General features: G+C 71.0%; 22 protein-coding genes and 1 riboswitch. Of the genes, 10 read left to right on the top strand and 12 right to left on the bottom strand.

Features of this window, described 5'->3' with window-relative positions:
• Positions 1 to 17: 17 nt before the first annotated feature.
• The 3 genes from Voc01_RS18740 to Voc01_RS18730 form a co-directional block, all read right to left on the bottom strand.
• The gene (locus Voc01_RS18740) at positions 18 to 1,043 is read right to left on the bottom strand and encodes an LLM class F420-dependent oxidoreductase (RefSeq protein WP_203928750.1); all 1,026 of its coding nucleotides are present in this window, start codon (positions 1,041 to 1,043) and stop codon (positions 18 to 20) included.
• 27 nt (positions 1,044 to 1,070) lie between these two features.
• Positions 1,071 to 1,490, bottom strand: a complete 420-nt coding sequence (locus Voc01_RS18735; protein WP_203928749.1) for a hypothetical protein — start codon at positions 1,488 to 1,490, stop codon at positions 1,071 to 1,073.
• A 564-nt stretch (positions 1,491 to 2,054) separates the two neighbouring features.
• Positions 2,055 to 2,732 carry a B3/B4 domain-containing protein gene (locus tag Voc01_RS18730; protein ID WP_203928748.1) on the bottom strand — a complete coding sequence of 226 codons (678 nt, stop codon included), beginning with the start codon at positions 2,730 to 2,732 and terminating at the stop codon, positions 2,055 to 2,057.
• 76 nt (positions 2,733 to 2,808) lie between these two features.
• Between Voc01_RS18730 and Voc01_RS18725 the strand changes: the two genes are divergently transcribed.
• From Voc01_RS18725 to Voc01_RS18710, 4 genes are read left to right on the top strand one after another with little or no spacing between them, the layout of a single operon-like run.
• Positions 2,809 to 3,702 (top strand): hypothetical protein, encoded by an 894-nt coding sequence (locus Voc01_RS18725; protein ID WP_203928747.1) that lies wholly within the window; start codon positions 2,809 to 2,811, stop codon positions 3,700 to 3,702.
• Between the two features lie 33 nt (positions 3,703 to 3,735).
• Positions 3,736 to 4,398: a TetR/AcrR family transcriptional regulator gene (locus tag Voc01_RS18720; protein WP_203928746.1), complete on the top strand. Its 663-nt coding sequence runs from the start codon at positions 3,736 to 3,738 to the stop codon at positions 4,396 to 4,398.
• Positions 4,392 to 6,125: an ABC transporter ATP-binding protein gene (locus Voc01_RS18715; protein ID WP_203928745.1), complete on the top strand. Its 1,734-nt coding sequence runs from the start codon at positions 4,392 to 4,394 to the stop codon at positions 6,123 to 6,125. The genes Voc01_RS18720 and Voc01_RS18715 overlap by 7 nt, the downstream gene beginning before the upstream one ends.
• Positions 6,122 to 8,101 (top strand): ABC transporter ATP-binding protein, encoded by a 1,980-nt coding sequence (locus Voc01_RS18710; RefSeq protein ID WP_203928744.1) that lies wholly within the window; start codon positions 6,122 to 6,124, stop codon positions 8,099 to 8,101. The genes Voc01_RS18715 and Voc01_RS18710 overlap by 4 nt, the downstream gene beginning before the upstream one ends.
• Here Voc01_RS18710 and Voc01_RS18705 read toward each other — a convergent pair whose 3' ends face one another.
• Both Voc01_RS18705 and Voc01_RS18700 read right to left on the bottom strand, forming a co-directional pair.
• Complete coding sequence (locus Voc01_RS18705; protein ID WP_203928743.1) at positions 8,102 to 8,752, bottom strand: response regulator; 651 nt, start codon at positions 8,750 to 8,752, stop codon at positions 8,102 to 8,104.
• The gene (locus tag Voc01_RS18700) at positions 8,749 to 10,185 is read right to left on the bottom strand and encodes a sensor histidine kinase (RefSeq protein ID WP_203928742.1); all 1,437 of its coding nucleotides are present in this window, start codon (positions 10,183 to 10,185) and stop codon (positions 8,749 to 8,751) included. Before Voc01_RS18700 ends, Voc01_RS18705 begins: the two co-directional genes overlap by 4 nt.
• Positions 10,186 to 10,340: 155 nt before the next feature.
• Between Voc01_RS18700 and Voc01_RS18695 the strand changes: the two genes are divergently transcribed.
• The 4 genes from Voc01_RS18695 to meaB are packed head-to-tail and all read left to right on the top strand — an operon-like array spanning position 10,341 to position 17,231.
• Positions 10,341 to 12,302, top strand: coding sequence for a cellulase family glycosylhydrolase (locus Voc01_RS18695; protein WP_203928741.1), 1,962 nt, complete (start codon positions 10,341 to 10,343; stop codon positions 12,300 to 12,302).
• A gap of 60 nt (positions 12,303 to 12,362) precedes the next feature.
• Positions 12,363 to 14,075, top strand: a complete 1,713-nt coding sequence (locus Voc01_RS18690; protein WP_203928740.1) for a methylmalonyl-CoA mutase subunit beta — start codon at positions 12,363 to 12,365, stop codon at positions 14,073 to 14,075.
• Positions 14,072 to 16,210, top strand: a complete 2,139-nt coding sequence (gene scpA / locus Voc01_RS18685) for a methylmalonyl-CoA mutase (RefSeq protein ID WP_203928739.1) — start codon at positions 14,072 to 14,074, stop codon at positions 16,208 to 16,210. The genes Voc01_RS18690 and scpA overlap by 4 nt, the downstream gene beginning before the upstream one ends.
• On the top strand, positions 16,200 to 17,231 hold the full coding sequence (gene meaB, locus Voc01_RS18680; protein ID WP_203928738.1) for a methylmalonyl Co-A mutase-associated GTPase MeaB: 1,032 nt from the start codon (positions 16,200 to 16,202) through the stop codon (positions 17,229 to 17,231). The genes scpA and meaB overlap by 11 nt, the downstream gene beginning before the upstream one ends.
• On the opposite strand, the gene Voc01_RS18675 is transcribed toward meaB, so the two are convergent.
• From Voc01_RS18675 to Voc01_RS18660, 4 genes are all read right to left on the bottom strand, one after another.
• Positions 17,154 to 18,152 (bottom strand): ribonucleotide-diphosphate reductase subunit beta, encoded by a 999-nt coding sequence (locus tag Voc01_RS18675; protein ID WP_203928765.1) that lies wholly within the window; start codon positions 18,150 to 18,152, stop codon positions 17,154 to 17,156. The two genes, meaB and Voc01_RS18675, sit on opposite strands and share 78 nt — an antisense overlap.
• Positions 18,149 to 20,524: a ribonucleoside-diphosphate reductase subunit alpha gene (locus Voc01_RS18670; protein ID WP_203928737.1), complete on the bottom strand. Its 2,376-nt coding sequence runs from the start codon at positions 20,522 to 20,524 to the stop codon at positions 18,149 to 18,151. Before Voc01_RS18670 ends, Voc01_RS18675 begins: the two co-directional genes overlap by 4 nt.
• 131 nt (positions 20,525 to 20,655) lie before the next feature.
• Positions 20,656 to 20,861, bottom strand: a riboswitch (cobalamin riboswitch).
• A gap of 126 nt (positions 20,862 to 20,987) precedes the next feature.
• Positions 20,988 to 21,437, bottom strand: coding sequence for a DUF7919 family protein (locus Voc01_RS18665; protein ID WP_203928736.1), 450 nt, complete (start codon positions 21,435 to 21,437; stop codon positions 20,988 to 20,990).
• A complete protein-coding gene (locus Voc01_RS18660; protein ID WP_203928735.1) occupies positions 21,434 to 22,033 on the bottom strand; it encodes a TetR/AcrR family transcriptional regulator in 600 nt (199 codons plus the stop codon). Before Voc01_RS18660 ends, Voc01_RS18665 begins: the two co-directional genes overlap by 4 nt.
• A 53-nt stretch (positions 22,034 to 22,086) precedes the next feature.
• Between Voc01_RS18660 and Voc01_RS18655 the strand changes: the two genes are divergently transcribed.
• Positions 22,087 to 22,422 carry a hypothetical protein gene (locus Voc01_RS18655; protein ID WP_203928734.1) on the top strand — a complete coding sequence of 112 codons (336 nt, stop codon included), beginning with the start codon at positions 22,087 to 22,089 and terminating at the stop codon, positions 22,420 to 22,422.
• 100 nt (positions 22,423 to 22,522) lie between these two features.
• Positions 22,523 to 22,765, top strand: coding sequence for a PspC domain-containing protein (locus tag Voc01_RS18650; protein WP_307781577.1), 243 nt, complete (start codon positions 22,523 to 22,525; stop codon positions 22,763 to 22,765).
• A 4-nt stretch (positions 22,766 to 22,769) separates the two neighbouring features.
• Here Voc01_RS18650 and Voc01_RS18645 read toward each other — a convergent pair whose 3' ends face one another.
• The 3 genes from Voc01_RS18645 to Voc01_RS18635 all read right to left on the bottom strand — a co-directional run bounded on the left by Voc01_RS18645 (position 22,770) and on the right by Voc01_RS18635 (position 25,147).
• The gene (locus Voc01_RS18645) at positions 22,770 to 23,294 is read right to left on the bottom strand and encodes a MauE/DoxX family redox-associated membrane protein (RefSeq protein ID WP_203928733.1); all 525 of its coding nucleotides are present in this window, start codon (positions 23,292 to 23,294) and stop codon (positions 22,770 to 22,772) included.
• A 96-nt stretch (positions 23,295 to 23,390) separates the two neighbouring features.
• Complete coding sequence (locus tag Voc01_RS18640) at positions 23,391 to 23,999, bottom strand: response regulator transcription factor (RefSeq protein WP_239160306.1); 609 nt, start codon at positions 23,997 to 23,999, stop codon at positions 23,391 to 23,393.
• A gap of 41 nt (positions 24,000 to 24,040) precedes the next feature.
• Positions 24,041 to 25,147, bottom strand: coding sequence for a sensor histidine kinase (locus tag Voc01_RS18635; RefSeq protein ID WP_239160303.1), 1,107 nt, complete (start codon positions 25,145 to 25,147; stop codon positions 24,041 to 24,043).
• Positions 25,148 to 25,255 lie beyond the last annotated feature (108 nt).

Here is a 25,255-nt window from a genome sequence, read left to right as displayed (position 1 = left end):
GCGAGAAGGGCGTCGGGTCAGGCGAACAGGTCGGCGATCTGCTGGAGCTGGCCCGGGTCGCCCTGGACCAGCAGCGAGGTGATGACCGTCTCGCGCCAGCGGGACAGCTCGTCCTTGATCTTCTCCGGCGAGCCGATCAGGGCCAGGTCCTCCACCAGGGCCGTCGGCACGGCGGCGATGGCCTCCTTCTTCCGGCCGGCCAGGTACAGGTCGGCGATCGTGTCGCACTCCCGCTCGTAGCCGAGGCGGGCGACCACGTCGCGGTGGAAGTTGGCCGTCCGGGCACCCATCCCGCCGACGTACAGGGCGATGAACGGACGGATGAAGTCGGCCGCCTCCTCGACGTTCGGGTGCACGATCACCGGTACCGCGGCGCAGACCTCGAAGGTGTCGGCCGTGTGGCGCGCTGTGTCGCGGGCGAAGCCCTCGGCCAGCGCCGCCGCGTAGAAGTCGTTGGCCTTCGGCGAGAACAGGAACGGCAGCCAGCCGTCGGCGATCTCGGCGGCCAGCGCCACGTTCTTCGGGCCCTCGGCACCCATGAAGATCGGGATCTCGGTGCGGCGCGGATGCAGCGTCGACTTCAGGGCCTTGCCCAGGCCGGTGCCGCCGCGCAGCGGAAGCTGGTAGAACTCGCCGTCGAACTCGACGGGCCCGCCGCGGGCGACGATCTGCCGCACGATCGCGATGTACTCGCGGGTGCGTGCCAGCGGACGCGGGTATGGCAGCCCGTACCAGCCCTCCACCACCTGCGGACCGGAGGCGCCCAGCCCGAGCACGAACCGGCCACCGGAGAGGTGGTCGATCGTCATCGCCGCCATGGCGGCCGCGGCCGGGGTGCGGGCCGACATCTGCATGATGTTCGTGCCCAGCCGCAGGGTCGACGTGGTCGAGCCCCACCAGGCCAGCGGGGTCAGACAGTCGGAGCCGTACGCCTCCGACGTCCAGGCCGAGTCGAAGCCCAGCCGTTCCGCCTCGGCGAGCACCCCCGGAACGTCGGCGGGCGGACCGGAGGACCAGTAGCCAATGCTGTACCCGAGCTTCACGAGCCTCAGCCTACGTGCGGACCGGCGTCAGTCCACGTCGACCTGGATCGAACCGCGCGAGACGTCGCATACCTGCCACGACCCGTCGGCGAGCCGGTTCAGGTCGAACGTGTACTTCAGCACCCCCGCGCCCGACGGCGTGAGGTCGAGGTTCGCGTTCCCCGACGTGTCGCCGCGGCTGGTGTACGTCACGAACTGCTTCCACGGACGCGGGTGCGGCTCGAACTCCGCACGCAGGTCAGCCTCCGGCTGGATCTCGGCGCAGCCGAGCGCCGCGGCGGCGGCGTACTCGCCCCGCTCCAGGGTGCCGACGAACGCCGTGAGCGCCTCGACCAGCCTGTCGTTGTCGGGGTCGGACGGAATGGAGACCGACGGTAGGGACAGGCCACCACCGCACCCGCTCAACAGGACGAGCGAGACGGCAGCGAGGACGAGACGACGCAGCACGCCTGCACGATAAATGCCCAGGTCAACGTGGACTCGCTCACCCGCGGAGACGGCCAGCCCGCCGCGCTGTACGTGCCGGTGAACCGCACCAGCGGGCCCCGGACCTCCCGCACCTCGTACGACACCCGGGCCCCGGCAATGCTCTCCGGTCATCACGACGAAGTCGAACCCGCGGTCCCGGCGCGCGACCGACAGGTAGCCGTGCACCCACTCCACGTCGGTGCGCCGGCGCTGCCGCAGCCGACGTCGAGCGCCGAGCCGGCCCGCAGGAGATACGGCAGGTAGAACCGGAAGTCGCGGCGGCCCTCCTGCGGGTGGAAGCGGTCGTACAGCCCGGCACGGGATGACGGAGCGTTTTGCCTGTTTGATGGCTGTTCTGCGACCCGGACGGGACCATCGGCCATCAACCGATGCCGATGGGTGGGAGGCTACGAACATCACAAACGCTTGTTGATGTTCATAGCCTCCCACCCGCTCACGATCATCGACGTATCGGTATGGCGGAGCTCCCGACATTCATCACGAAACAGGCGGACGGACGTCCGAGCCCTCGGAATAGATCATCTAGAGCTCAAAGCCAGGGGACCGGGAGCAGAGCACCGCCGTGGCGCGAGTCCCGCCCAGCGCGGCGGCCAGCGCACCGACCAGTCCCTCGACGTCGGCCCGGGCGCCGGCGTGCAGCGCCTCCGCGACGATCAGCACGTTCGACGTCGAGGCGCGCACCGCGGAGTAGCCGCTCTGGCGGTTGGTCCAGCGACGCGCGTGGGCCCGCCCGGCCGAGTCGACGAACGACACCTCGCCCGGCTCGGGGTGCTCGGTGTCACCGGCGAACGTCTCGTACACCTCGGTGCCCTCGGCGTAGCGGACCTCCAGGTCGCCGTCGACCCGGTCCAGGTCGAGCGCCGCCACCGGGACCGCGTAGGCCATCGAGACCGCGTTGCACAGGTCGACCAGCGGGTTGATCCGGGCCACCGCGCCCTCCTTCGACAGCCGCCGCAGCAACGCCTCCGACGCGCACCGGTACTGCGTGGGCTTGAGCCCCATCCGCGCGAACGCCCGACGCCACGCCTGGATCTCCGGGAACTCCGCGAGCGGCCCGCCGGCCAGGCGGGCGGACGCCGTCGCGGTGTGGGAGGCGACGGCGGCCGAGACGTCCGGCGTCACTCCGGAGAACGCGACCACCCCGGCCACCAGGTCGGGAAAGTCGTCGCGCAGGTCCTTGGCGTGCTGGAAACGGGTCACCCCGAAGACTCTGCCGACGCGCGCGGCCGGTGAACAGGACCACCGGCCAGCGAAGGAACAGGTCCACACTGGACGGATGGACGACCTGCTCACCGACGTCACCGCGGGCGTGTACCGGTACGGCGTACGCGACGACCGCGGCGTCGCGATGGACACGCTCAAGGTGATCGGGGACCCGGCCGGTGGCTACCTCGCCGTCTACCACTCGCGTCCACGGAGGGACGCTTTCACGGTCCACCTGGCCCGTTCCGACGACCTGATCACCTGGCGCCATCACGCGGACCTCGACCACGACGCCTCCCAACCGACGATCGCGGCGCTGGCCGGCCAAGGGTTCCTCGTGGCGGTGGAGGCCGGCGGCGCGGGCCGGCCGGCGTGGCTGCGGGTGCACCACTACCCGACGCGGCGCGCCCTGCTCGACGCCCGGCCCGCCCGGACCTTCGACGCGCCGCACACGCTCGTGCCGGCCGACCGCTACGCCGAGGGCACCCCGCACATCGCGTACGCGGCGCCCGACGCCTCCGTGGTCGACCTCGGCTTCCACTACTTCCGCGACGGCGTGGTCGACCGGCAGGGTGCCGGCCGGCTGACCGACCTCCGGCACTGGGAGAGCGCCGCCGACCCCGCCCTCGACGCGGCGGTCGAGGCGTGGGGGGCACGGGGCAACATCGGCGGGCGCGACACCGCGCGGGTCGGGAGTGAGTGGGTGACCCTGATCGAGGGTCAGCTGAGGCCGCGGGACTGGGGTTCGTGGCGCGTTTTCCGGTACGACCGGGGCTCGGGGAAGGCGTGGCCGCTGGCCTTCCGGACCCACGGCGGCAGCACCGCGTTCGCTAATCCCACGGTGACGTTTCTGCAGGCCCCGACGGGTATGGACGCGGTGGTGGTGACGCTGTTCGTGTTCAGCGAGGGCGCCGCACCGGGTGAGGCCGGACCGCTCCTCTTCTACAGAGAGCTGAAAATAGACTAGTGAGTGAGTGACTCACTCAGTACAGTTCTCGGCGTGGTCAGTGAACGTGCCCGGCCCTTACCGCCGGACGAACGCCGGGCGTCGCTCATCGCGGCGGCGATCCCGCTCATCTCCGAGCACGGACTCAAGGTGACGACGAAGCAGATCGCCCAGGCCGCCGGTGTGGCCGAGGGCACGATCTTCCGGGTCTTCACCGACAAGACCGAGCTCGTCCAGGCCGCCATCAACAGCGCGTTCGACCCGGAGCAGACCCTCTCCGAGCTGGGCGCCATCGACCTCGACCTGCCGCTGCACGAACGGTGCCTGGCGATCACCACGGTGCTGCAGGGCCGGCTGGTCGCCGTCTTCAAAATCATGATCGCGATGCGGATGGCACCCGGGCAACCGAAATACCGCCCGAAGTACGGCTCGGCGCCACCGGAGAAGCCCGGGCCGCCGGGGTACCCCGGGCCCCGGATCGACCCGAAGACCGAGGAGATCGCCGCCGAGATCCTGCGGCTCCTCGCACCCGACCGCGACCGGCTCACCCGCCCGATCGAAGAGGTGGCCCACCTCTTCCGGCTGCTCACGTTCTCGGGCTCACACCCGTTCATCTCCGACGGTCAGGTGCTGACCGCCGAACAGATCACCTCGACCATCCTCGACGGCGTGCGCCGTCGCGACGAAGAACCTGACCATGGGGGAAGCCGGTGCTGATCCGACTGCTTCGCACACATCTGCGCCCGTACAAACGCGAACTCACCTACGTCGTGGTGCTGCAGCTCGTCGGCACCATGGCCTCGCTCTACCTGCCGCGGCTGAACGCCGACATCATCGACCACGGCATCGCCGTCGGCGACACGGGCTACATCATGAAGACCGGCGGCTGGATGCTGCTGTTCACGGCCGTCCAGATGGCCTGTTCGATCGTCGCGGTGTACTTCGGCGCGCGGGCAGCGATGGGGTTCGGGCGCGATCTCCGCGCGGCGATCTTCGGCCGCGTGGGTGAGTTCAGCGGACGTGAGGTGGGCCGGTTCGGCGCACCGACGCTGATCACGCGCACCACCAACGACGTGCAGCAGGTGCAGATGCTGGTCGTGGTGACCTGCACGATCCTGGTGGCGGCCCCGATCATGTGCGTCGGCGGCATCATCATGGCGCTGCGCGAGGACGTCGGCCTGTCCTGGCTGATGCTCGTATGCGTGCCGGTGATGGTGATCGTCGTCGGGCTCATCATGATGCGGGCGATCCCGCAGTTCCGCCTGATGCAGGACCGCATCGACACGGTGAACCGGGTGCTGCGCGAGCAGATCACCGGCATCCGGGTGGTGCGCGCGTTCGTCCGGGAGCCGTTCGAGACGAAGCGGTTCGGCGCGGCCAACGGCGACCTCACCGACACCGCGCTGAAGGTCGGGCGGCTGCAGGCGATGATCTTCCCCACGATCATGTTCGTGTTCAACGGGTCGAGCGTCGCGGTGCTGTGGTTCGGCGCGTTCCGGGTCGACAGCGGCGCCATCGAGATCGGCGCGCTCACCGCGTTCCTCAGCTACCTGGTGCAGATCCTCATGGCCGTCATGATGTCGACGTTCATGTTCATGATGGTGCCGCGCGCCGCGGTCTGCGCCGAGCGCATCACCGAGGTGCTCGACACCGAGTCGACGGTGGCACCGCCGTCGGCGCCGGTCCTGGAGGTCACCGGACGCGGCCACGTGGAGCTGCGCGACGTGCGGTTCCAGTACCCGGGCGCGGAGTACCCGGTCCTCTGCGACGTGAGCATCACGGCCGAACCCGGCCGCACCACCGCGGTGATCGGCAGCACCGGTGCGGGCAAGACCACGCTGCTGTCGCTGATCCCGCGGCTGTTCGACGCCACCGGCGGCGCCGTACTCGTCGACGGCGTCGACGTGCGGGAGCTCGACTTCGGCGTGCTGTGGGACCGCATCGGGCTGGTGCCGCAGAAGCCGTTCCTGTTCTCGGGGACGATCGCCAGCAACCTCCGGTACGGCAGGCCCGACGCCACCGACGAGGAGCTGTGGGCCTGTCTGGAGGTCGCGCAGGCGCGCGACTTCGTCGAGGAGCTACCCGAAGGGCTGCTGGCGCCGGTGGCGCAGGGCGGCACCAACCTGTCCGGCGGGCAGCGGCAGCGCCTCGCGATAGCGCGGGCCCTCATCCGCAAGCCGGAGATCTACCTGTTCGACGACTCGTTCTCCGCGCTCGACCTCGGCACCGACGCCCGCCTGCGGGCCGCGTTGAAGCCGGTCACCGCCGACGCGGCGGTCATCATCGTGGCCCAGCGCGTGTCGACGATCGTCGACGCCGACCGGATCGTCGTGCTCGAGGACGGGCGCGTGGTCGGCACCGGGCGGCATCAGGAGCTCCTGGAGACCTGCCAGACCTACCGGGAAATCGTGGAATCGCAGCAGACGGTGGGGGCGTCTCAATGACACAGACGGAACCGAAGAAGACCGCGCCGGCCCGGATCGCGGGCGCGCCGCAGCGCCAGGCCGGTCCGCCGTGGATGGGCCAGGGCATGCCGGCCGAGAAGTCCATGACGTTCTGGCCGTCGGCGAAGCGCCTCCTCCGGCGGCTGAGCCCGCACCGGGTCCGGCTGATCGCCGTGGTGGCCCTGGGCGCCCTGAGCGTGCTGCTCTCCGTGGTGGTGCCGAAGATCCTGGGCTGGGCCACCGACGTGCTGTTCGCCGGTGTGATCGGCGAGCGGCTGCCGGCCGGCAGCACCAAGGAGCAGGCGGTCGAGGGCGCCCGCGCGGCGGGCAACGACAACATCGCCGACATGCTGGCGCGGATGGACGTCGTCCCCGGACAGGGCATCGACTTCGACCGGCTGGCGGAGATCATCGCGTGGGCGGTGGTGTTGTTCGTGGGGTCGAGCATCCTCATGTGGCTGCAGGGCTACCTGCTCAACGACATCGTGCAGGGCAGCATCCGCACGCTGCGCGACGAGGTCGAGGGCAAGCTGAACCGGCTCCCGCTGCCGTACTTCGACAACCAGCAGCGCGGTGAGATCCTCAGCCGGGTCACCAACGACATCGACAACATCGCCCAGACGCTGCAGCAGACGCTCAGCCAGCTGCTGACTAGCCTGCTCACCGTCGTCGGCGTGGTCGTGATGATGTTCGTGATCTCGCCGCTGCTGGCGCTGATCGCGCTCGTCGCGGTGCCGCTGTCGATGGTGGTGACCGGGCAGGTGGCGAAGCGGTCGCAGAAGCAGTTCATCGCCCAGTGGAAGTACACCGGCATGTTGAACGCGCACATCGAGGAGTCGTTCACCGGGCACGAGCTCGTGAAGGTCTTCGGCCGGCAGAAGGAGTCGGAGGCGACATTTGCCGACCGCAACGAGAAGCTGTTCACCGCCGCGTTCAAGGCGCAGTTCATCTCCGGCATCATCATGCCGTCGATGATGTTCATCGGGAACCTGAGCTACGTCGCGGTCGCGGTGGTCGGCGCGCTGCGGGTCGCTACGGGCGCGATGAGCCTGGGTGACGTGCAGGCGTTCATCCAGTACTCCCGGCAGTTCACCCAGCCGCTGACCCAGGTGGCGTCGATGGCGAACCTGCTGCAGAGCGGCGTGGCCTCGGCCGAGCGGGTGTTCGACCTCCTCGACGCCGACGAGCAGACGCCCGACCCCGCGAAACCGCGAACGGTCGAGCAGACCCGTGGCCGGGTGGCGTTCGAGCACGTGAGCTTCTCCTACGACCCCGCCAAGCCGCTGATCGACGACCTGTCGCTGGTGGCCGAGCCGGGTCAGACGGTGGCGATCGTCGGGCCGACCGGCGCCGGCAAGACCACGCTGGTGAACCTCATCATGCGGTTCTACGAGCTCGACGGCGGCCGCATCACGCTCGACGGCGTCGACGTCGCGTCGATGAGGCGCGCCGACCTGCGTGACCAGATCGGCATGGTGCTCCAGGACACCTGGCTCTTCGGCGGCACGATCCGCGACAACATCGCCTACGGCGACCCCGACGCCACCGAGGAGCAGATCCTCGCGGCGGCGCGGGCCGCGTACGTCGACCGGTTCGTGCACAGCCTGCCCGACGGCTACGACACGGTGATCGACGAGGAGGGAAGCAACGTCAGCGCCGGCGAGAAGCAGCTGATCACGATCGCGCGGGCGTTCCTCGCCGACCCGCAGCTGCTGATCCTCGACGAGGCGACCAGCTCCGTCGACACCCGCACCGAGGTGCTGGTGCAGCACGCGATGGCGGAGCTGCGGTCGGGCCGCACCAGCTTCGTGATCGCCCACCGCCTGTCGACCATCCGCGACGCCGACCTGATCCTCGTGATGGTCGGCGGCCGGATCGTGGAGCAGGGCACGCACGAGGAGCTGATGGCCGCGCGGGGCGCCTACCACCGCCTGCACAACGCCCAGTTCACCGCGCCGGCGGAGGTGCCCGCCTAGTCACTCGACGAGACCCGCCTGGAAGGCGACGACCGCTGCCTGCACCCGGTTCTTCACCCCGAGCCGGGTCAGGAGCGTGCTCACGTACGCCTTGACCGTGCCCTCCACGAGGAACAGCCGTCCCGCGATCTCCGCGTTCGACAGCCCCTGGCCGAGCAGGGTCAGCACCTGTGTCTCGCGGTCGGTCAGGCCGGCGATCCGGTCGCGGGCGGCGCGGTCGCGGTGGTGGCGGCCGTCGGCCCACCGGTTGATCACGCGTTTCGCCACGGCGGGGGACAGGTACGCGCCGCCGCCGGCGACCGCGTGCACGCCGGCGATCAGCTCACGCGGGTCACCGGCCTTGAGCAGGAACCCGCCGGCGCCGTCGCCGAGGGCGCGCTCGACGTACTCGTCCTCGCCGAACGTCGTCAGCATCACGACCGCGGTTGACGGCACGGTGCGGCGGATCTCGGCGGCGGCGGCCAGCCCGTCGAGCACCGGCATCCGGATGTCGACCAGCGCGACGTCGGGGCGGTGGGCCCGGACGCCCTCGACCGCCGCGCGGCCGTCGCCGGCCTCGGCGACCACCTCGATCGCCGGGTCGGTGGCCAGGATCGCCCGGACCCCGGCCCGGATCATCGCCTCGTCGTCGGCCAGCAGCACCTTGATCATGAAACCCGGTCCTTGCTGATCAGGCGGCCGTCGCGGAAGCAGAGCCGGAACGTGGCCGACGCCATCGGGAAGTTGCCGTCGCTGTAGTACTCGCACGTGGCACCGGGCGGGTCGGCCCCGTCGGGCGGCTGGAGCACCTGGCGCGGGGGCAGCGGCAGGTCGGCGCGCGGCTGGCCGATCCGCAGCGCCTCGAACGTCGCCGTCTCCATCACCGAGCCCGACGACGCGTACGGGTAGTAGGCCAGCGACATGAGCGTGGCGATGGCGACCGGCGTGGCGACCGCGACCACCAGGCTCCGGCGGACCCTGCGGCGCGCCGTCTGCAGCGGTGGTCGCTGTGGCACCGCCACGTGCGGCAGGTCGGCGTGGACCAGGAACGCGCCGTCGCCGGCACCGACCGTGATCGTGCCGCCGGCCATCCGGACCACCTCGCGGAGCCCCGCGAGCCCGAACCCCTCCACCACGCCGGTGCCCGGCGGAACCGGGTTGCCCACCGTGACGGTGGTGACGTCCGCCGCCGCGACCACCCCGACGGTGACCGGCGCACCGGGCGCGTGCCGGGCCGCGTTGGTGAGCGACTCCTGCACGATCCGGTACACGGCCCGCGCGACGGCGGGTGGGGCGGTGCCGGTCTCCGTGAGCTCCACGTCGAGACCCGAGCCGCGGGCCCGGGAGACCAGCGCGTCGACGGACTCGTCACGCGGGGCGAGCGGCGCCGGCGTCTCGTCGTCGTGGAGCACCCCGATGATCTCGCGGAGCCGCTCGGTGGCCGCCTGCACGCCGGCCCGCACCTCGGCGGCGGCCCGGCTCTCCGGCCCGGCGGCCAGTTCCAGGGCACCGGCCCGCAGCGCCAGCAGGCTCAGGTCGTGCCCCAGCGAGTCGTGCATCTCGCGGGCGATGCGGGCCCGCTCGCGCAGCCGGGCCTGCGCCGAGACCATGCCCTGCTCGCGCTCCAGGTCGTCGGCCCGCTGCCAGCCCATCGTCACCAGCTCGTCCTGCTGCCGGCGGTAGCGGCCGACCAGCCACGGGAACACCCCGACGAACAGCAGCGTGGCGGCGAGGTAGAACCAGGTGGCCGGCTTCGTGCCGAACACCCCGACGGTGAGGGCGCTGCCGCCGGCGGCCACGACCGCGAACACGGCGGCGGTGGGCCAGGCCGCGGCGACCCGCCGGCCGGTGAGGTAGGCGAGCACCGGTACGGAGAACGACAGGTTGCCGTCGAAGATGCTGCCGACGATCACCAGCGCCAGCCCGGCGACCGGCGCGTTCGGCCGGCCCGACCGCCGTCCCAGCCACAGCGCCGCGGTGAGCACGGCGAGGGCGGCGAGGAACCGGAGCGCCCACCCCACCTCGAGCGGCGGCCACACCTGCCCGGCCGCCACGGGCGCCGCCAGGACGGCCCACAGCAGCAGGTCGAGCAGCCGGGATCTCATCCGGAGAACGCTACAAGCGGCCGGTAGCAGCGGATACTGCCGAAAGTCAGTCCCGTCGAACGAGTTCGACACGGATCGATGTTGACATCGCCCGGAGCCCGCTCATAGGTTCGGGAGTCACTTAATCGGTTAAGTCTCCACCGCCAGGAGGCACCATGTCCCGACGCTTCGGTGTGGTCACGGCTCTGCTCGCGCTCATCGCGTCCGTCGGGGCGCAGGCCCCCGCGATGGCTGAGCCGGTTCAGAAGAAGAACCTCTTCGTGACCCGCGCGGGCAGCGACCTGCGCCTCGACGGCCACACCTTCAGGTTCGCCGGTACCAACAACTACTACCTGATGTACAAGTCGCCGCTCATGGTCGACGACGTGTTCGCCGACGCGCAGGCCGCCAGGTTCAACGTCCTGCGCACCTGGGGCTTCCTCGACATCGGCAACCAGGACGGCTCGAACTCGATCCGCGGCAAGGCCGACGGCGTCTACTTCCAGTACTGGGACGGCACGAAGCCGGCCTACAACGACGGCCCCGACGGGCTGCAGAAACTCGACTACGTGCTCGCCAGCGCGAGAAGACACAACATCCGCCTCGTCATCCCGCTGACCAACAACTGGAACGACTTCGGCGGTATGGACCAGTACGTGCGCTGGGCCGGCGGCAGCTACCACGACGACTTCTACACGAACCCCACCATCAAGGGCTGGTACAAGGACTGGATCAGCCACGTGCTCAACCGGGTCAACCCGCTCACCGGCGTCGCCTACAGGGACGACCCGACGGTGATGGCGTGGGAACTCGGCAACGAGCCGCGGTGCCTGTCGGCCGGCGCCTACCCGCGCTCGCCGAACTGCACCACCGCCACGATCAACGCGTGGGCCGACGAGATGAGCCGCCACATCAAGTCGGTCGACCGCAACCACCTCGTGGGCGCCGGAGACGAGGGCTTCTTCTGCGACGATCCGAACCACGAGGACTGGACCCGCAAGTGCAGCGAGGGCGTCGACACGATCGCGCTCGCCAGCCTGCCGGCGATCGACATGATGTCGTTCCACATCTACCCGACGGCGTGGGGCAAGGACCTCCCGTGGACGTTCGAGTGGATCAAGCGGCACGTGCGGGAGGCCAACCGCATCGGCAAGCCTGTGTTCTGGGGCGAGTTCGGCTGGCTCGACAAGTCCACCCGCAACGTCGTCTTCAAGCAGTGGACCGACCTGTTCGACGCCGAGGGCGGCGACGGCTGGCTCTACTGGATCCTGTCGGGCGTGCAGGACGACGGCACCTTGTATCCGGACTACGACGGGTACACCGTCTACTGCCCGAGCCCGGTCTGCACCACGCTCACCAACGCGCGTGACGAGCTGCTCGGGCCGCAGCGGTCGCGGCCACCGGTCGCCGACCACGACACCGCGGTCGCCGAGTTCGACCAGCCGGTCACGCTCACCCCGGCCGCGAACGACGTCGCGTACCGGACCAGCGTGCGGGCGTCCTCGATCGACCTCGACCCGGCGACGGCCGGGCAGCAGAAGACGAGGAACGGCTTCGCGCTGAACCCCGACGGCACGGTGACCTTCACGCCGACCCCGGGCCAGGTGGGCACCGTCACGGGCAGCTACACGATCCGCGACCAGGCGGGCCGACTGTCCAATGTGGCCACCCTGACGGTCACCGTGAAGCCCGACGCCGGCGCGGCCGTGGTGATTTCGACCTTCGAGTCCGGAACCGACGGGTGGGGACCGGGTAGCTGGCTGCCCGACGCGGGAACCGTGGCGCAGACGACGGAGTTCCACCCGCAGGGCGCCTACGGGCTGCGGCTGACCGTCACCGCCGACCACTGGTTCGGCCCGGCGCTCGCGGCGCCGCTCGACCTCACCGGCAAGCAGTTCTTCCGGGCCGAGCTGCGTACCGGCGCGACCGGCACGTCGGTGTCGCTCGCGGTGCAGACCGGGGCGGACTACACGTGGTGCCAGACCCCGTTCCCGTGGGTCAACGCGAACACCACCACGACGATCTCGTTCGATCTGCTGACCGAGCTGTCGTGCGCGGCGAACCTCGCCGACGTGAAGGCGCTGTACCTGTTCCTCAACGCGGGCACGCACGACCTCGACGACATCCGGGCCGAATAGGGGTCGTGGAGGTTGTCACAACGGTATGGGAGGCGGCGGAGGCGCGCTTAGTATCCGTGAATGAGCGAACTCCGCTTAGCCTCCGACTTCCCCACCGCCACCGCCGAGGCGTGGGAGAAGCTGGTGCTCGGCGTCCTGCGCAAGTCGGGCGCCGCCACCGACGACAGCACGCCCGCGGAGGCGGTGGAGCTGTTGACCACCACCGGGTACGACGGCGTGGCGCTCGCACCGCTGCACACCGCCGCCGGATCACCGCCACCGCCGTCCGTTCCGCTGGGGCGAACGGCCAACGGGTGGGACATCCGGCAGCGGCACGCCGACCCGGATGCCGCGGCCACCTCCGAGGCGGCCCGTGCCGATCTGGAGAACGGGGTCGCGTCGCTGTGGCTCGTGCTCGGCGCGGGCGGCGTCCCCGTCGACAGGCTGACGACCGCGCTCGACGGCGTGCTGCTCGACCTGGCCGGCGTGACGCTCGACGCCGGTGCCGCGACGGCCGACGCCGCCGAGGCGTTCCTCGCGGCGGGTGGCGGGTCGGGCAACCTCGGGTTCGACCCGTTCGCCGGCGCCGGTGACCTGCCGGGCGCGGCGGCCTTCGCGCGGCGCGTGGCCGACCGTCCCGGGTTGCGCGCCATGGTCGTCGACGCGCTGCGGTACCACGACGCCGGCGCCAGCGACGCCGAGGAGCTGGCCTGTTCACTGGCGACCGGCGTGGCGTACCTGCGTGGGCTCACCGATGCCGGGCTCAGCGTGGCGCAGGCGTTGGCACAGCTGGAGTTCCGCTACGCTGCCACCGCCGACCAGTTCGGCACGATCGCGAAGCTACGGGCGGCCCGGCGGCTGTGGGCGAGGGTCGCGCAGGCGTGCGGCGAGCCGTCGGCGACGCAGACCCAGCACGTGGTGACGTCGGCCGCGATGATGGCGGCGCGTGACCCGTGGGTGAACATGCTGCGCACCACGCTCGCGTGCTTCGCCGCCGGTGTGGGCGGCGCCGACGCCGTCACGGTGCTGCCGTTCGACCACCGGCTCGGGCTGCCCGACGGGTTCGCGCGGCGGATCGCCCGCAACACCCAGTCGCTGCTGATCGACGAGGCGAGCGTGAGCCGGGTCGCCGATCCGGCCGGCGGATCCTGGTACGTCGAGAGCCGCACCCTCGGCCTCGCGCGGGCCGCGTGGGCGTGGTTCACCGAGATCGAGGGCGCCGGCGGCATGGCCGCGGCGTTGTCGTCGGGGCTCGTCGCCGAGCGGATCGCGGCGACCTGGGACGCGCGTGCGGAGAACCTGGCGCACCGGCGCGACCCGCTCACCGGGGTGAGCGAGTTCCCGAACCCGCACGAGAAGCTGCCCTCGCGGCGAGAGGCTCCACAGAGGACGGTCGGCGACCTTCCCGTGCACCACTACGGCGAGGCGTTCGAGCGGTTGCGTGACCGGGCCGACGCCGCACCGGAGCGTCCGACGGTGTACCTCGCGACGCTCGGTCCGCCCGCCGCGCACAACGCCCGGGTCGGGTTCGCCACCAACCTGTTCGCCGCCGGCGGCGTCGCGGTCGTCGCCGGTCCCGTCGACGGGTTCGCCGCGAGCGGCGCCGCGGTGGCGTGCGTGTGCGGCAGCGACCGGTCGTACGCGGAGGAGGCGTCGGGCGCGGCGCTCGCCCTGGCCAGCGGCGGCGCGCGCCAGGTGTGGTTGGCGGGAAGGCCCGGTGAGTACGACGGCGTCACCGGGTACCTGTACAGCGGCTGCGACGCGGTGGCCGTCCTGGAAGAGGTTCTGTCATGATTCCCGACTTCTCCAAGCTCGAGTTCGACACCGTCGAACCCGCCGCGGCCGGGACCGACCGCGAGACGTGGCTGACGCCCGAGGGCATCGAGGTCAAGCCGTTCTACACGGCGGCCGACCTCGACGGCCTCGACTTCCTCGACACCTACCCGGGCATCGCGCCGTACCTGCGCGGGCCCTACCCGACGATGTACACCACCCAGCCGTGGACGATCCGGCAGTACGCCGGCTTCTCCACCGCGGAGGAGTCGAACGCGTTCTACCGCCGCAACCTCGCGGCCGGGCAGAAGGGCCTGTCGGTGGCGTTCGACCTGCCGACGCACCGCGGCTACGACTCCGACCACCCACGGGTGGCCGGCGACGTCGGCATGGCGGGCGTGGCGATCGACTCCATCTACGACATGCGCCAGCTGTTCGACGGCATCCCGCTCGACAGGATGAGCGTGTCGATGACGATGAACGGCGCCGTGCTTCCGGTGCTGGCGCTGTACATCGTGGCGGCGGAGGAGCAGGGGGTGAAACCGGAGCAGCTGGCCGGCACGATCCAGAACGACATCCTCAAGGAGTTCATGGTCCGCAACACCTACATCTACCCGCCGCAGCCGTCGATGCGGATCATCTCCGACATCTTCCGGTTCACCTCGGAGAAGATGCCGCGGTTCAACTCCATCTCGATCTCGGGCTACCACATCCAGGAGGCCGGTGCGACCGCCGACCTGGAGCTGGCCTACACGCTCGCCGACGGCGTCGAGTACCTGCGCGCCGGCCGCGACGCCGGCCTGGACATCGACGCGTTCGCGCCGCGGCTGTCGTTCTTCTGGGCCATCGGCATGAACTTCTTCATGGAGGTGGCGAAGCTGCGGGCCGCCCGCCTGCTCTGGGCCAAGCTCGTGAAGACGTTCGACCCGAAGAACCCGAAGTCGTTGAGCCTGCGGGCGCACTGCCAGACCTCCGGGTGGTCGCTCACCGCGCAGGACGTCTTCAACAACGTGGCGCGCACGTGCGTCGAGGCGATGGCGGCGACGCAGGGGCACACGCAGTCGCTGCACACCAACGCGTTGGACGAGGCGCTCGCGCTGCCGACCGACTTCTCCGCGCGCATCGCCCGCAACACCCAGCTGGTGATCCAGCACGAGTCGGGCACCACCAAGGTGATCGACCCGTGGGGCGGCAGCGCCTACGTGGAGCGGCTGACGTACGACCTCGCGGCCCGGGCCTGGGAGCACATCCAGGAGGTCGAGGCGGCCGGCGGCATGGCCCGCGCGATCGACGAGGGCATCCCGAAGCTGCGCATCGAGGAGGCGGCCGCCCGTACGCAGGCGCGCATCGACTCGGGTCGGCAGCCGGTGATCGGCGTCAACAAGTACCGGCCCGAGGCCGACGAGCCGATCGAGGTCCTGAAGGTCGACAACGCGAGCGTCCGCGCGCAGCAGTTGGCCAAGCTGCGGCGGCTGCGCGAGGAGCGCGACGACGCGGCCTGCTCGTCGGCCCTGGAGGCGCTGACGCGCGCCGCCGACTCCGGCGAGGGCAACCTGCTCGCGCTGGCCGTCGACGCGGCCCGCGCGAAGGCGACCGTCGGCGAGATCTCCGACGCGCTGGAGAAGGTGTACGGCCGGCACGCCGCCCAGATCCGTACCATCACGGGCGTGTACCGCGACGAGGCCGGCCCCGCGACGAACATCGAGAAGGTGCGCGCCGCCACCGACGCGTTCGCCGACGCCGAGGGACGCCGGCCGCGCATCCTGGTGGCCAAGGTCGGCCAGGACGGGCACGACCGCGGCCAGAAGGTGATCGCCACCGCGTTCGCCGACCTCGGCTTCGACGTCGACGTGGGCGCGCTGTTCCAGACGCCGGCCGAGGTGGCCCGCCAGGCGGTGGAGGCCGACGCGCACATCGTCGGCGTCTCCAGCCTCGCCGCCGGTCACCTCACGCTGGTGCCGTCGCTGCGCGACGAGCTGGCGGCGCTCGGCCGCGACGACATCATGATCATCGTGGGCGGGGTGATCCCGCCGGGCGACTTCGAGGAGCTGAAGGCGGCCGGCGCCGCCGCGATCTTCCCGCCCGGAACGGTGATCGCCGACGCGGCCCTGGACCTGTTGAAGGACCTCTCGGCGCGCCTGGGCCATGCGGCTTGACGACTACGTCTCCGGCGTCCGGTCCGGCAACCGGGCGTGGATGGCGCGGGCGATCACGCTGGTCGAGTCGACCCGGGCCGACCACCGGCGGCTGGCACAGCAGCTACTGGTCGAGCTGACGCCCGACTCGGGCCGGTCGCGGCGGGTCGGCATCACCGGCGTCCCCGGCGTGGGGAAGTCGACGTTCATCGACGCGCTGGGCACGCGCCTGACGTCGGCCGGGCACCGGGTGGCGGTGCTCGCCGTCGACCCGTCCTCGACGCGGACGCGGGGGAGCATCCTCGGCGACAAGACGCGCATGGCCCGGCTGGCCGTCGACGAGAAGGCGTTCGTGCGCCCGTCTCCGACCTCCGGCACGCTCGGCGGCGTGGCGACCGCGACGCGCGAGGCGATCGTGGTGGTCGAGGCGGCCGGGTACGACGTGGTGCTGGTCGAGACCGTCGGCGTCGGCCAGAGCGAGACCGCGGTGGCCGAGATGGTCGACACGTTCCTGCTGCTGACCCTGGCCCGCACCGGTGACCAGCTGCAGGGCATCAAGAAGGGCGTGCTGGAGCTGGCCGACGTGGTCGCGGTGAACAAGGCCGACGGCCCGCACCTGGTCGACGCTCGCCGGGCCGCGCGGGAGCTGGCCGGAGCGCTGCGGCTGATGGGCGAACCCGCTCCCGTGGTGACGTGCAGCGCCATCGAGGAGACCGGCCTCGACGACGTGTGGGCGCAGATCATCAAGCACCAGGACGCGCTGTCCGACAGCGGCGAGCTGGAGCCCCGGCGCCGGCAGCAACAGGTGGGCTGGATGTGGGCGACGGTCCGCGGTGCCGTCCTCGAACGGCTGCGCACCGATCCCGCGGTGACGGCGCTCGCGCCGCACGTCGAGAAGGAGGTTCTCGACGGGACACTCACGCCGTCACTCGCCGCAGCCCGTCTTCTGGAGGCTTTTACGACCTCAGAAGTCGTCGTCGAAGGACACGGTGCCGGTGACGCCGACCTGGTACGCGGAGACCCGCCGCTCGAAGAAGTTTGACAGCTCCTGCACGTCCTGCAGGTCCATGAACGGCAACGGGTTGGTCGAGCCGTACACGGGTGGCAGGTCGAGCTGGGCCAGGCGCCGGTCGGCGACGTGCTCCAGGTACGTGCGCATGTCCTTCGTGGACAGTCCCGGAACGCCCTGCCCCAGCAGGTCCTCGGCGAACTGCGCCTCGCAGTCGACCGCGTCCTTCAGCATCTCGGTGACGTTCGCGGCCAGCTCGTCGTCGAAGAGGTCGGGCTCCTCGCGCCGCACGGTGTCGACCACGTCGAACGCGAACGCCATGTGCATCGACTCGTCGCGGAACACCCAGTTGGTGCCGCTGGCGAGCCCGTGCAGCAGCCCCCGCGACCGGAGGAAGTAGACGTACGCGAAGGCGCCGTAGAAGAACAGCCCCTCGATGCACGCGGCGAAGCAGATCAGGTTGAGCAGGAACGCCTTGCGGTCCGCCTTCGTCTCCAGCCTCCGGAGCTCGAACACCGAGTCGATCCACCGGAAGCAGAAGTCGGCCTTGCGCTTGATCGACGGGATGTTCTCGATCGCGACGAACGCCTCGTACCGCTCCTGCTCGTCGGGCACGTAGGTGTCGAGCAGGTTCAGGTAGAACTGCACGTGCACCGCCTCCTCGAACAGCTGGCGGCTCAGGTACAGCCGGCCCTCCGGCGAGTTGACGTGCTGGTACAGGTTCAGCACGAGGTTGTTCGCCACGATCGTGTCGCCGGTGGCGAAGAACGCGACGAGCCGGCTCACCAGGTGCCGCTCCGCGGGGGAGAGGCGGTGCAGGTCGGCGAGGTCGGTGTGCAGGTCGACCTCCTCGACGGTCCAGGTGTTGCGGATCGCGTCCTTGAACCGGTCGAAGAACTCGGGGTACTTCATCGGCCTCAAGGTGAGATCGAGACCGGGATCGAGCAGGCTCATTGGCACGCCTCGCAGGCTTCGGGGTTCTCCAGGGAGCAGGCGACTGCCTCGTCCGAAGGACGATCGATATACACAGCTTCGGTCGGCCTCACGATCTCCACTGTGGACTGTTGGATCCGGGTCGCCGGGCGCGACCGGAGGTAGTACGTGGTCTTCAGGCCGGCCTTCCAGGCGTAGAGGTACATCGACGAGAGCTTGCCGATGGTGGGCGCCGCCATGAACAGGTTCAGCGACTGGCTCTGGTCGATGAACGGCCCGCGCGCGGCGGCCAGGTCGATCAGCGCCCGCTGCGGCAGCTCCCAGGCCGTGCGGAAGAGCTCCTTGACCTCGGTCGGCAGCTCGGCGATGCCCTGCACCGAGCCCTCGGCCCGCTTGATCTCGGCACGTACGGCCTCGGTCCACAGGCCGCGGGCCTTCAGCTCGGCGACGAGCGCGGTGTTGATCTGGAGGAACTCGCCGCTGAGCGTCTCGCGCTTGAAGAGGTTCGACACCTGCGGCTCGATGCACTCGTAGCAGCCGGCGATCGACGCGATCGTGGCCGTGGGCGCGATCGCGATCAGCAGCGAGTTGCGCAGCCCGTGCTCCTTCACCTTCGCGCGCAGCGCCGTCCAGCGCTCGCCGTCGGTCGGGACTCCCCACAGGTCGGGCTGCAGCTCGCCGTCGGCCACGCGGGTGTCCGCGTATGCCGGGTGCGGGCCGTGCTCCGTCGCCAGCTCGTTCGAGGTCTCCAGCGCGGTGAGGTAGATCTCCTCCGCGAGCCGGGTCGACAGCTCCTTCGCCGCGGGGGAGTCGAACGGGAGCCGGAGGGCGAAGAACACGTCCTGCAGACCCATCACGCCCAGCCCGACCGGGCGCCAGCGTGGGTTGCTCCGCGCGGCCTCCGCGCTCGGGTAGTAGTTGATGTCGATCACGCGGTCCAGGAAGACCACGGCGGTGCGCACGGTCGCGCGCAACGCGGTCCAATCGATGGTTCTGTCTTCTGTGACGTGGGCGGCGAGGTTCACCGAGCCGAGGTTGCACACGGCGGTCTCCTCGTCGCTCGTGACCTCGATGATCTCGGTGCACAGGTTGGAGAGGTGGACGGTGCCGCCGCCCTTCGTCTGGTTGCACAACGCGTTGGAGCGGTCCTTGAACGTCATCCAGCCGTTGCCGGTCTGCGCGAGCGTGCGCATCATGCGGCCGTAGAGGTCGCGGGCGTTCACCTGGCGCGTGAACCGGCCCTGCTCCTCGGCCTCCCGGTAGGCCCGGTCGAACGCCTCACCGTGCAGGTCGGTGAGGTCCGGCACCCGGTCGGGGTCGAACAGCGACCACATCCCGTCGGCCTCGACGCGGCGCATGAACTCGTCCGGGATCCAGTTGGCCAGGTTCAGGTTGTGCGTGCGGCGCGCCTCCTCGCCGGTGTTGTCGCGCAGCTCGAGGAACTCCTCGATGTCGGGGTGCCACGGTTCGAGGTAGACGCACGCCGCGCCCTTGCGGCGGCCGCCCTGGTTCACGGCGGCGACGCTGGAGTCGAGCGTGCGCAGCCACGGCACGATGCCGTTCGAGGTGCCGTTGGTCCCCCGGATCAGCGCTCCCCGCGAGCGGACCCGCGACCACGAGATGCCGATGCCGCCGGCGAACTTCGACAGCTTCGCCACCTGGGCGTAGCGGTCGTAGATGGAGTCGAGCTCGTCCCTGGGGGAGTCGACCAGGAAGCAGCTCGACATCTGCGTGTGCCGCGTACCCGAGTTGAACAGCGTGGGCGAGCTGGGCAGGTACCGCAGCCGCGACATGAGCCGGTAGAAGCCGATCGCCTCCTGCGGCGTGTGCGACAGTCCACATGCGACTCTCAGCAGCCAGTACCGCGGCGTCTCGAGCACGGTCCGCTTCTCCGGATGCCGCAGGAGGTAGCGGTCGTAGACGGTGCGCAGCCCGAAGTACTCGAAGTCGGTGGTTCCGGTCGCGTCGTCGAGCTTGCGGGCGTTCTTCCGGACGAACCGCGCCGTCTCGTCGCCGACCAGACCCACGGCGTGGGCGTGCGCGATCGACTGGCTGAAGCTCGCGATGCCCTGCCCCCGCACCTCCTTGTCGATGTAGTTGGCCAGCAGACGGGCGGCGAGGCGGGAGTACTGGGGCTCCTCGCCGATCATCGCGGCGGCGGTCTGGATGGAGAGCCGGTCGAGCTCGGCGGTGGTGGCGCCGTCGTACAACCCGCTGATCGTCTTGGTGGCGACGCGCAGCGGATCGACGTCGGTGAGGTCGCCCCCACACCGCTCGACCGCCCGCACGATCTTGTTGACGTCGACGGGTTCGGCGTCGCCGTTGCGCTTGCGGACGCGCATGCCCGTCTTCTGCTGCGGCACAGTGGGTGGTGCGGTCTGGGTGACCGTCATCTGATGTGATCTCCTCGCGGGTCGCCTCGGCCGGCCCGGAACGCGCGCAGGGAGACGCCGCGAGGCCCCGTTCGGGGCACATCGCTGTCGATGGCGTCAGCCGTCCCACGCGGCGTCGGGCCGCCACGCACAGGTGTGCGCGGCGCGCTGGCAGGTCTTCGGACTCGTGGGCATGACCTCGCGGTCGCCTACCGGCCGTCGCTTCCCAGTTGCCCAGTGCTTACGTGACGGCTGTCGTTCCCACTCACCGCTGCGGGGCAGTCCCGGACTCCCACCGGGTTCCCTCTTTCCTCCCCCGGACTGGCGGCCCGGGAGAACCAGCTGCGGCACACACCATATATGGACGCGCGAGAGTTCGCACCCACCACATATGGCGTGTCGGCCGCAGGCGTGGGTGTTACTGCGCGTGCCGGGAGACGACCCCGCTGTCCATCGTGAGCGTGGCATGGGCGCGACTTCGGACTCAGGTGCGCGGGATCCACGAATCGTCGTAGGTCTGCAGCGCGTCGATGAACGGCTCGGGCGGACGGTAGCCGTGCCCGGTCACGTAGTGCCAGATCAGCGTCGGGGCCGCGTACATCGTGGTGCCCTCGCCCGGAACCCGGAGTTCGGCGTGGCCCATCGACACGGTGCCGGACCCGTGCGGGACGGTCAGCATCGCGCGGTCGAAGTCGCCGCAGTGGGTGCACAGGTGGAAGCCCCGCATCACGTTGACCAGGGGGCCGTCGATCAGGTCGAGGAGCCTGGCCGGCAGCCACCCGGGGACGTCGCCGGTCGGGACCGGGTGCGGGGCGTCCATCCACCCGACGTTCAGGCGGCGGTGGCCCGAGCGGTACTCGACGTACCCGCCGTCGATCGAGATGACCTCGCGCTCACAGTACGTGTACTCGGTCAGGTCCTCGAAGTAGGTCACCGGGCCGCCTCCACCGCGATGCCGTTCAGGAGCAGGCGCAGCCCGTACCCGAACTGCTCGTCGGAACCCACCACCGGCATCACCTCGCCCGGCAGGCCGTCCATCGAGCGGCTGACCTCGTGCCAGCGCGCGTCCCGGGTCCCCGCCTCGACGGCCATCGCCAACGCGGCCGCGACATACGCGACCAGCGCCTGCGCGGCGAACACCACGCCCGCCGGCGGAAGGCCGGCGGCGGCCAGCGCGGCGTAGATGCCGGCACCCAGCCGTGCGCCGTTCGTGCCCAGCGGCGGACGCGCGGCGACGTGCGCGGCGATCCCCGGATGCCGCAGGGCCGCCGCCCGCACCCCGGTGAGGATCGTGGCGATCCGGGGGCTCCACCCTGAGTCCGGCCCAGGGTCGTCGACGTCGGCCAGCGCCAGGTCGGCGACCGCGTCGAGCAGGGCGTCGCGGTTGGGGAAGTGGCGGTAGATGGCCATGGGGTCGCAGCCGAGGTCGGCGGCTATGCGGCGCATCGACATCGCCTGCCGGCCGTCGCGGTCGCCGAGGGCCAGGGCCGCCGCGGCGATCGCGGCGGGGGTCAACCTGTGAACGGGCACAGCCGGAGTCTACGGCGTAGACGAAGGCCCGATCGCATGTCTACGCTGTAGACATGACCATTCTCGGGGTAGGTCGCGTGGCGGCCGTGGCGTTGAGCGTCAGCACGTTCGTCTTCCTGTTCCTGCACGACTCCTGGCGGTCGGACAACCCGTTCCTGGTGCCCGACCTCGTCCTGTGCGCCGGTCTGCTGGTCGCCGCCGCGCTGCCGGCCCGGCTCGCGACGGCCGGCCTGCCGGTGGTCCTCGGGTTCGCGGCCGGGGTGTTCGCGGTCTCCGTCGCGTCGTATGCCGTAAGGGACGAGCTGGGGCTGCCCTCGCTGCTCGGCTCCGTCGGCGCGGTGGTGATGGCGCTGCTCCTGGGCAGGCAGGGGCGGGTCTCCCCAGCGTAGGGAGCGATTACGGGCCGGAACCAGGGTCGTCCCCGAGGTCGTCATGGCCGCGGAGGTGCCACGCTTGTGATCGTCCAACTACAAGCGAAGGAGAACTCTGGTGGACAGCCTCTACGAGACGATGCGCCGGCACGGCCTGGTGCGACCGGTCGGGGACAGGGTCCTCGGCGGTGTGTGCGCCGGGCTGGCCCGCCGGATCGGGCTCGACCCCTGGGCCGCGCGGCTGCTGTTCGTGCTGATCCTCATGCTGCTCCCGGGCAGCCAGTTCCTGATCTACCCGATCCTGTGGATCGTGATGCCGACCGAGGCGCCGGTCGAGGCCGGGCCGTCGTTCGTCAAATAGCCGCTCAGCGGCGCGTCGCAGGCGCCGGAGCGAACAGTGCGACCAGGTCGTCCAGCCGGGTCACCAGCAGGGCGACGACGGCACCCGGCACCGCACCCAGTGCGGCCGCCTGCCAGGTGAGCGCCGGCCCGGCGAGCACCGCCACGAGCCCGGCCACGGCCACCGCCACCAGCACGAGGTTGCGGACGATGTGATGCGGCCGGAACGGCGCGGCACCCGACCCGCCGAAGCACCGGCACGAGGCCTGGACCCCGCGCCGCAGCACCACACCGATCGACCCGGCGAACGCGAGCAGCAGCACGATGGCCAGCGCGAACCCGGGCGCGGGAAGAAGCACCATCAGGAGCACGACGGCCGCCTCGAGTGCGACCACGACACCGGCCACGGGAACCACGGAACGCGCCGGGAGCAGCCGCATCGCGGCCAGCGAGTCGCTGAACTGCCGGAACTGCCCGGGCCGCTTGCTCCAGGCCGAGACGAGGAACACCACGCCGATCACGCAGCGGCTGAACACTTCGACGTACGCCACGACACCCCCATGTTCGTCAATCCGTAGCGTCCGTCGATAACGGCCGACCGTCAAGTGTGGCGTCGTCTTCCTTCGTCGCTGGGGTCGCTGCGCTCCTCAGTCCAGACGACGCCGGCCCGGAGCCGTCAGATAGGTCAGCACGGCGAGGACGCGGCGGTGGCCGCCGTCGGTGGTGGACAGGCCGAGTTTGCTGAAGATTCCGTTGATGTGCTTGTGGACGGCGTTCGCGGTGATGAACAGGCGGCCGGCGATGTCGGTGTTGTCGCGGCCCTCGGCCATGAGCGCGAGCACCTCCCGCTCGCGCGGGGTCAGCGCCGACACCGGGTCGCCAGCCGACCGGGTGAGGAGCTGGGCGATCACCTCGGGGTCGAACGCGGTGCCGCCGCCGGCGACCCGGCGCAGCGCCTCGACGAACTCGTCGATGCGGCTCACGCGGTCCTTCAGCAGGTAGCCGACGCCGCTCGGGGCGCCGGCGAGCAGCTGGGTGGCGTACTCCCGCTCGACGTACTGGGAGAACACCATCACCGGGAGGTCGGGGTGGCGGCGCCGGGCCTCGATCGCGGCCCGGATGCCCTCGTCGCGGAACGTCGGCGGCAGCCGCACGTCGACGACCGTCACGTCGGGGCGGTGCTCCTCGACCGCGGCGAGAAAGGACGAGGCGTCGGCGGTGATCGCCGCCACCGTGAACCCGTTCGTGGTGAGCATCAGCTCGAGGCCGCCGGCCAGGAACGCGTTGTCCTCGGCGATCACCACTGAGAGCACGGCACCTCCAGCGTGATCTCGGTCGGCCCGCCCGCCGGGCTGCGCACGGTGAGCGTCCCGTCGAGCGCGCCGGCCCGCCGTCGGATGCCGGCGAGGCCGGTTCCGCGCGCTTCGTCGGCACCGCCGGCGCCGTCGTCGGTCACCGTCACGGTCAGAAGATCATGGGACCGGGACGCGCGCACGCCGGCGCGCCCGGCGCGGCTGTGCCGGGTGACGTTGCTGAGCGCCTCGGTGACCGCGAAGTACGCCACCGACTCCACCGCCGCGGGCACGCGGCCGAGGTCACCGACGTCGACGGTCGTCGGCAGGCCGCTGCGGGCCGCGACCGCGACGAGCGCACCGGCGAGGCCGCGGTCGGCGAGGATCGGCGGGTACGTGTTGCGGATCACCGCGCGCAGCTCGACCATCGCCTCCTCGGTGCCCTCGTGCGCCTCGGCGACGAGCCGGTTCACCAGCTCCGGGTCGTCGGACCGCTGCTTCGCCACCGCGAGCCGCATCGCCACCGCGACCAGCCGGGCCTGTGCCCCGTCGTGCAGGTCGCGTTCGATGCGTCGCAGTTCGGCGCTGTGCGCGTCGAGCACGTCGGCCCGGGTGCGGGTGAGGTCGGCGACCCGCGTGGCCAGCCGTTCCGCCTCCGAGGGTGTCAGCGCCCAGCGGGTCAGCCGGGCGTGCGCGCCGGCGAGAACCGGGAACGCCCACACGGTGACGGCCGTGAGCAGCGCCAGCTGCACGGGCCCGAGCCCCAGCGCGACGGCCCAGCCGGTGACCGGCACCTCGACGAACACCGTGACCGGCTCGGCGGGCGGGAACGCCCACCAGAGCGTCATCGCGATCACGGCGGTGACCAGGTTGCCGACGACCAGCACCGCGAACAGCCCCAACGGCAGGCCGGTGCCGGCGTGGACGGCCAGCCACAGCAGGTGCCGGCGCAACCGCACCGGATGCCACCGCCGGTCGCCGGCCAGCCGGAGGTTCGCGCGGGCCCACGGCTCCCGGATCCCGGGCAGGCACAGCACCGGCAGGGCGAGCAGCGACACCGCCGCTGTGCCCAGGGTGGCCAGAAGGTAGGCCGTGGCCCGCCGACGCGTCATTGGCATATCTGTACCCGAGGCGGGGACCGACCCGCACTACAGCCAGCTGTAGCACCGGGTGCGGTAGCCGGCGGTATGGGTCGCGGCGCCCGCGGTTCCTAGCGTTTC

It is taken from the genome of Virgisporangium ochraceum, from assembly GCF_016863655.1.
GTDB lineage: Bacteria > Actinomycetota > Actinomycetes > Mycobacteriales > Micromonosporaceae > Virgisporangium > Virgisporangium ochraceum.
Note: the sequence above shows the minus strand (reverse complement) of the source record. Positions and strands in the feature narration are given on the sequence as shown.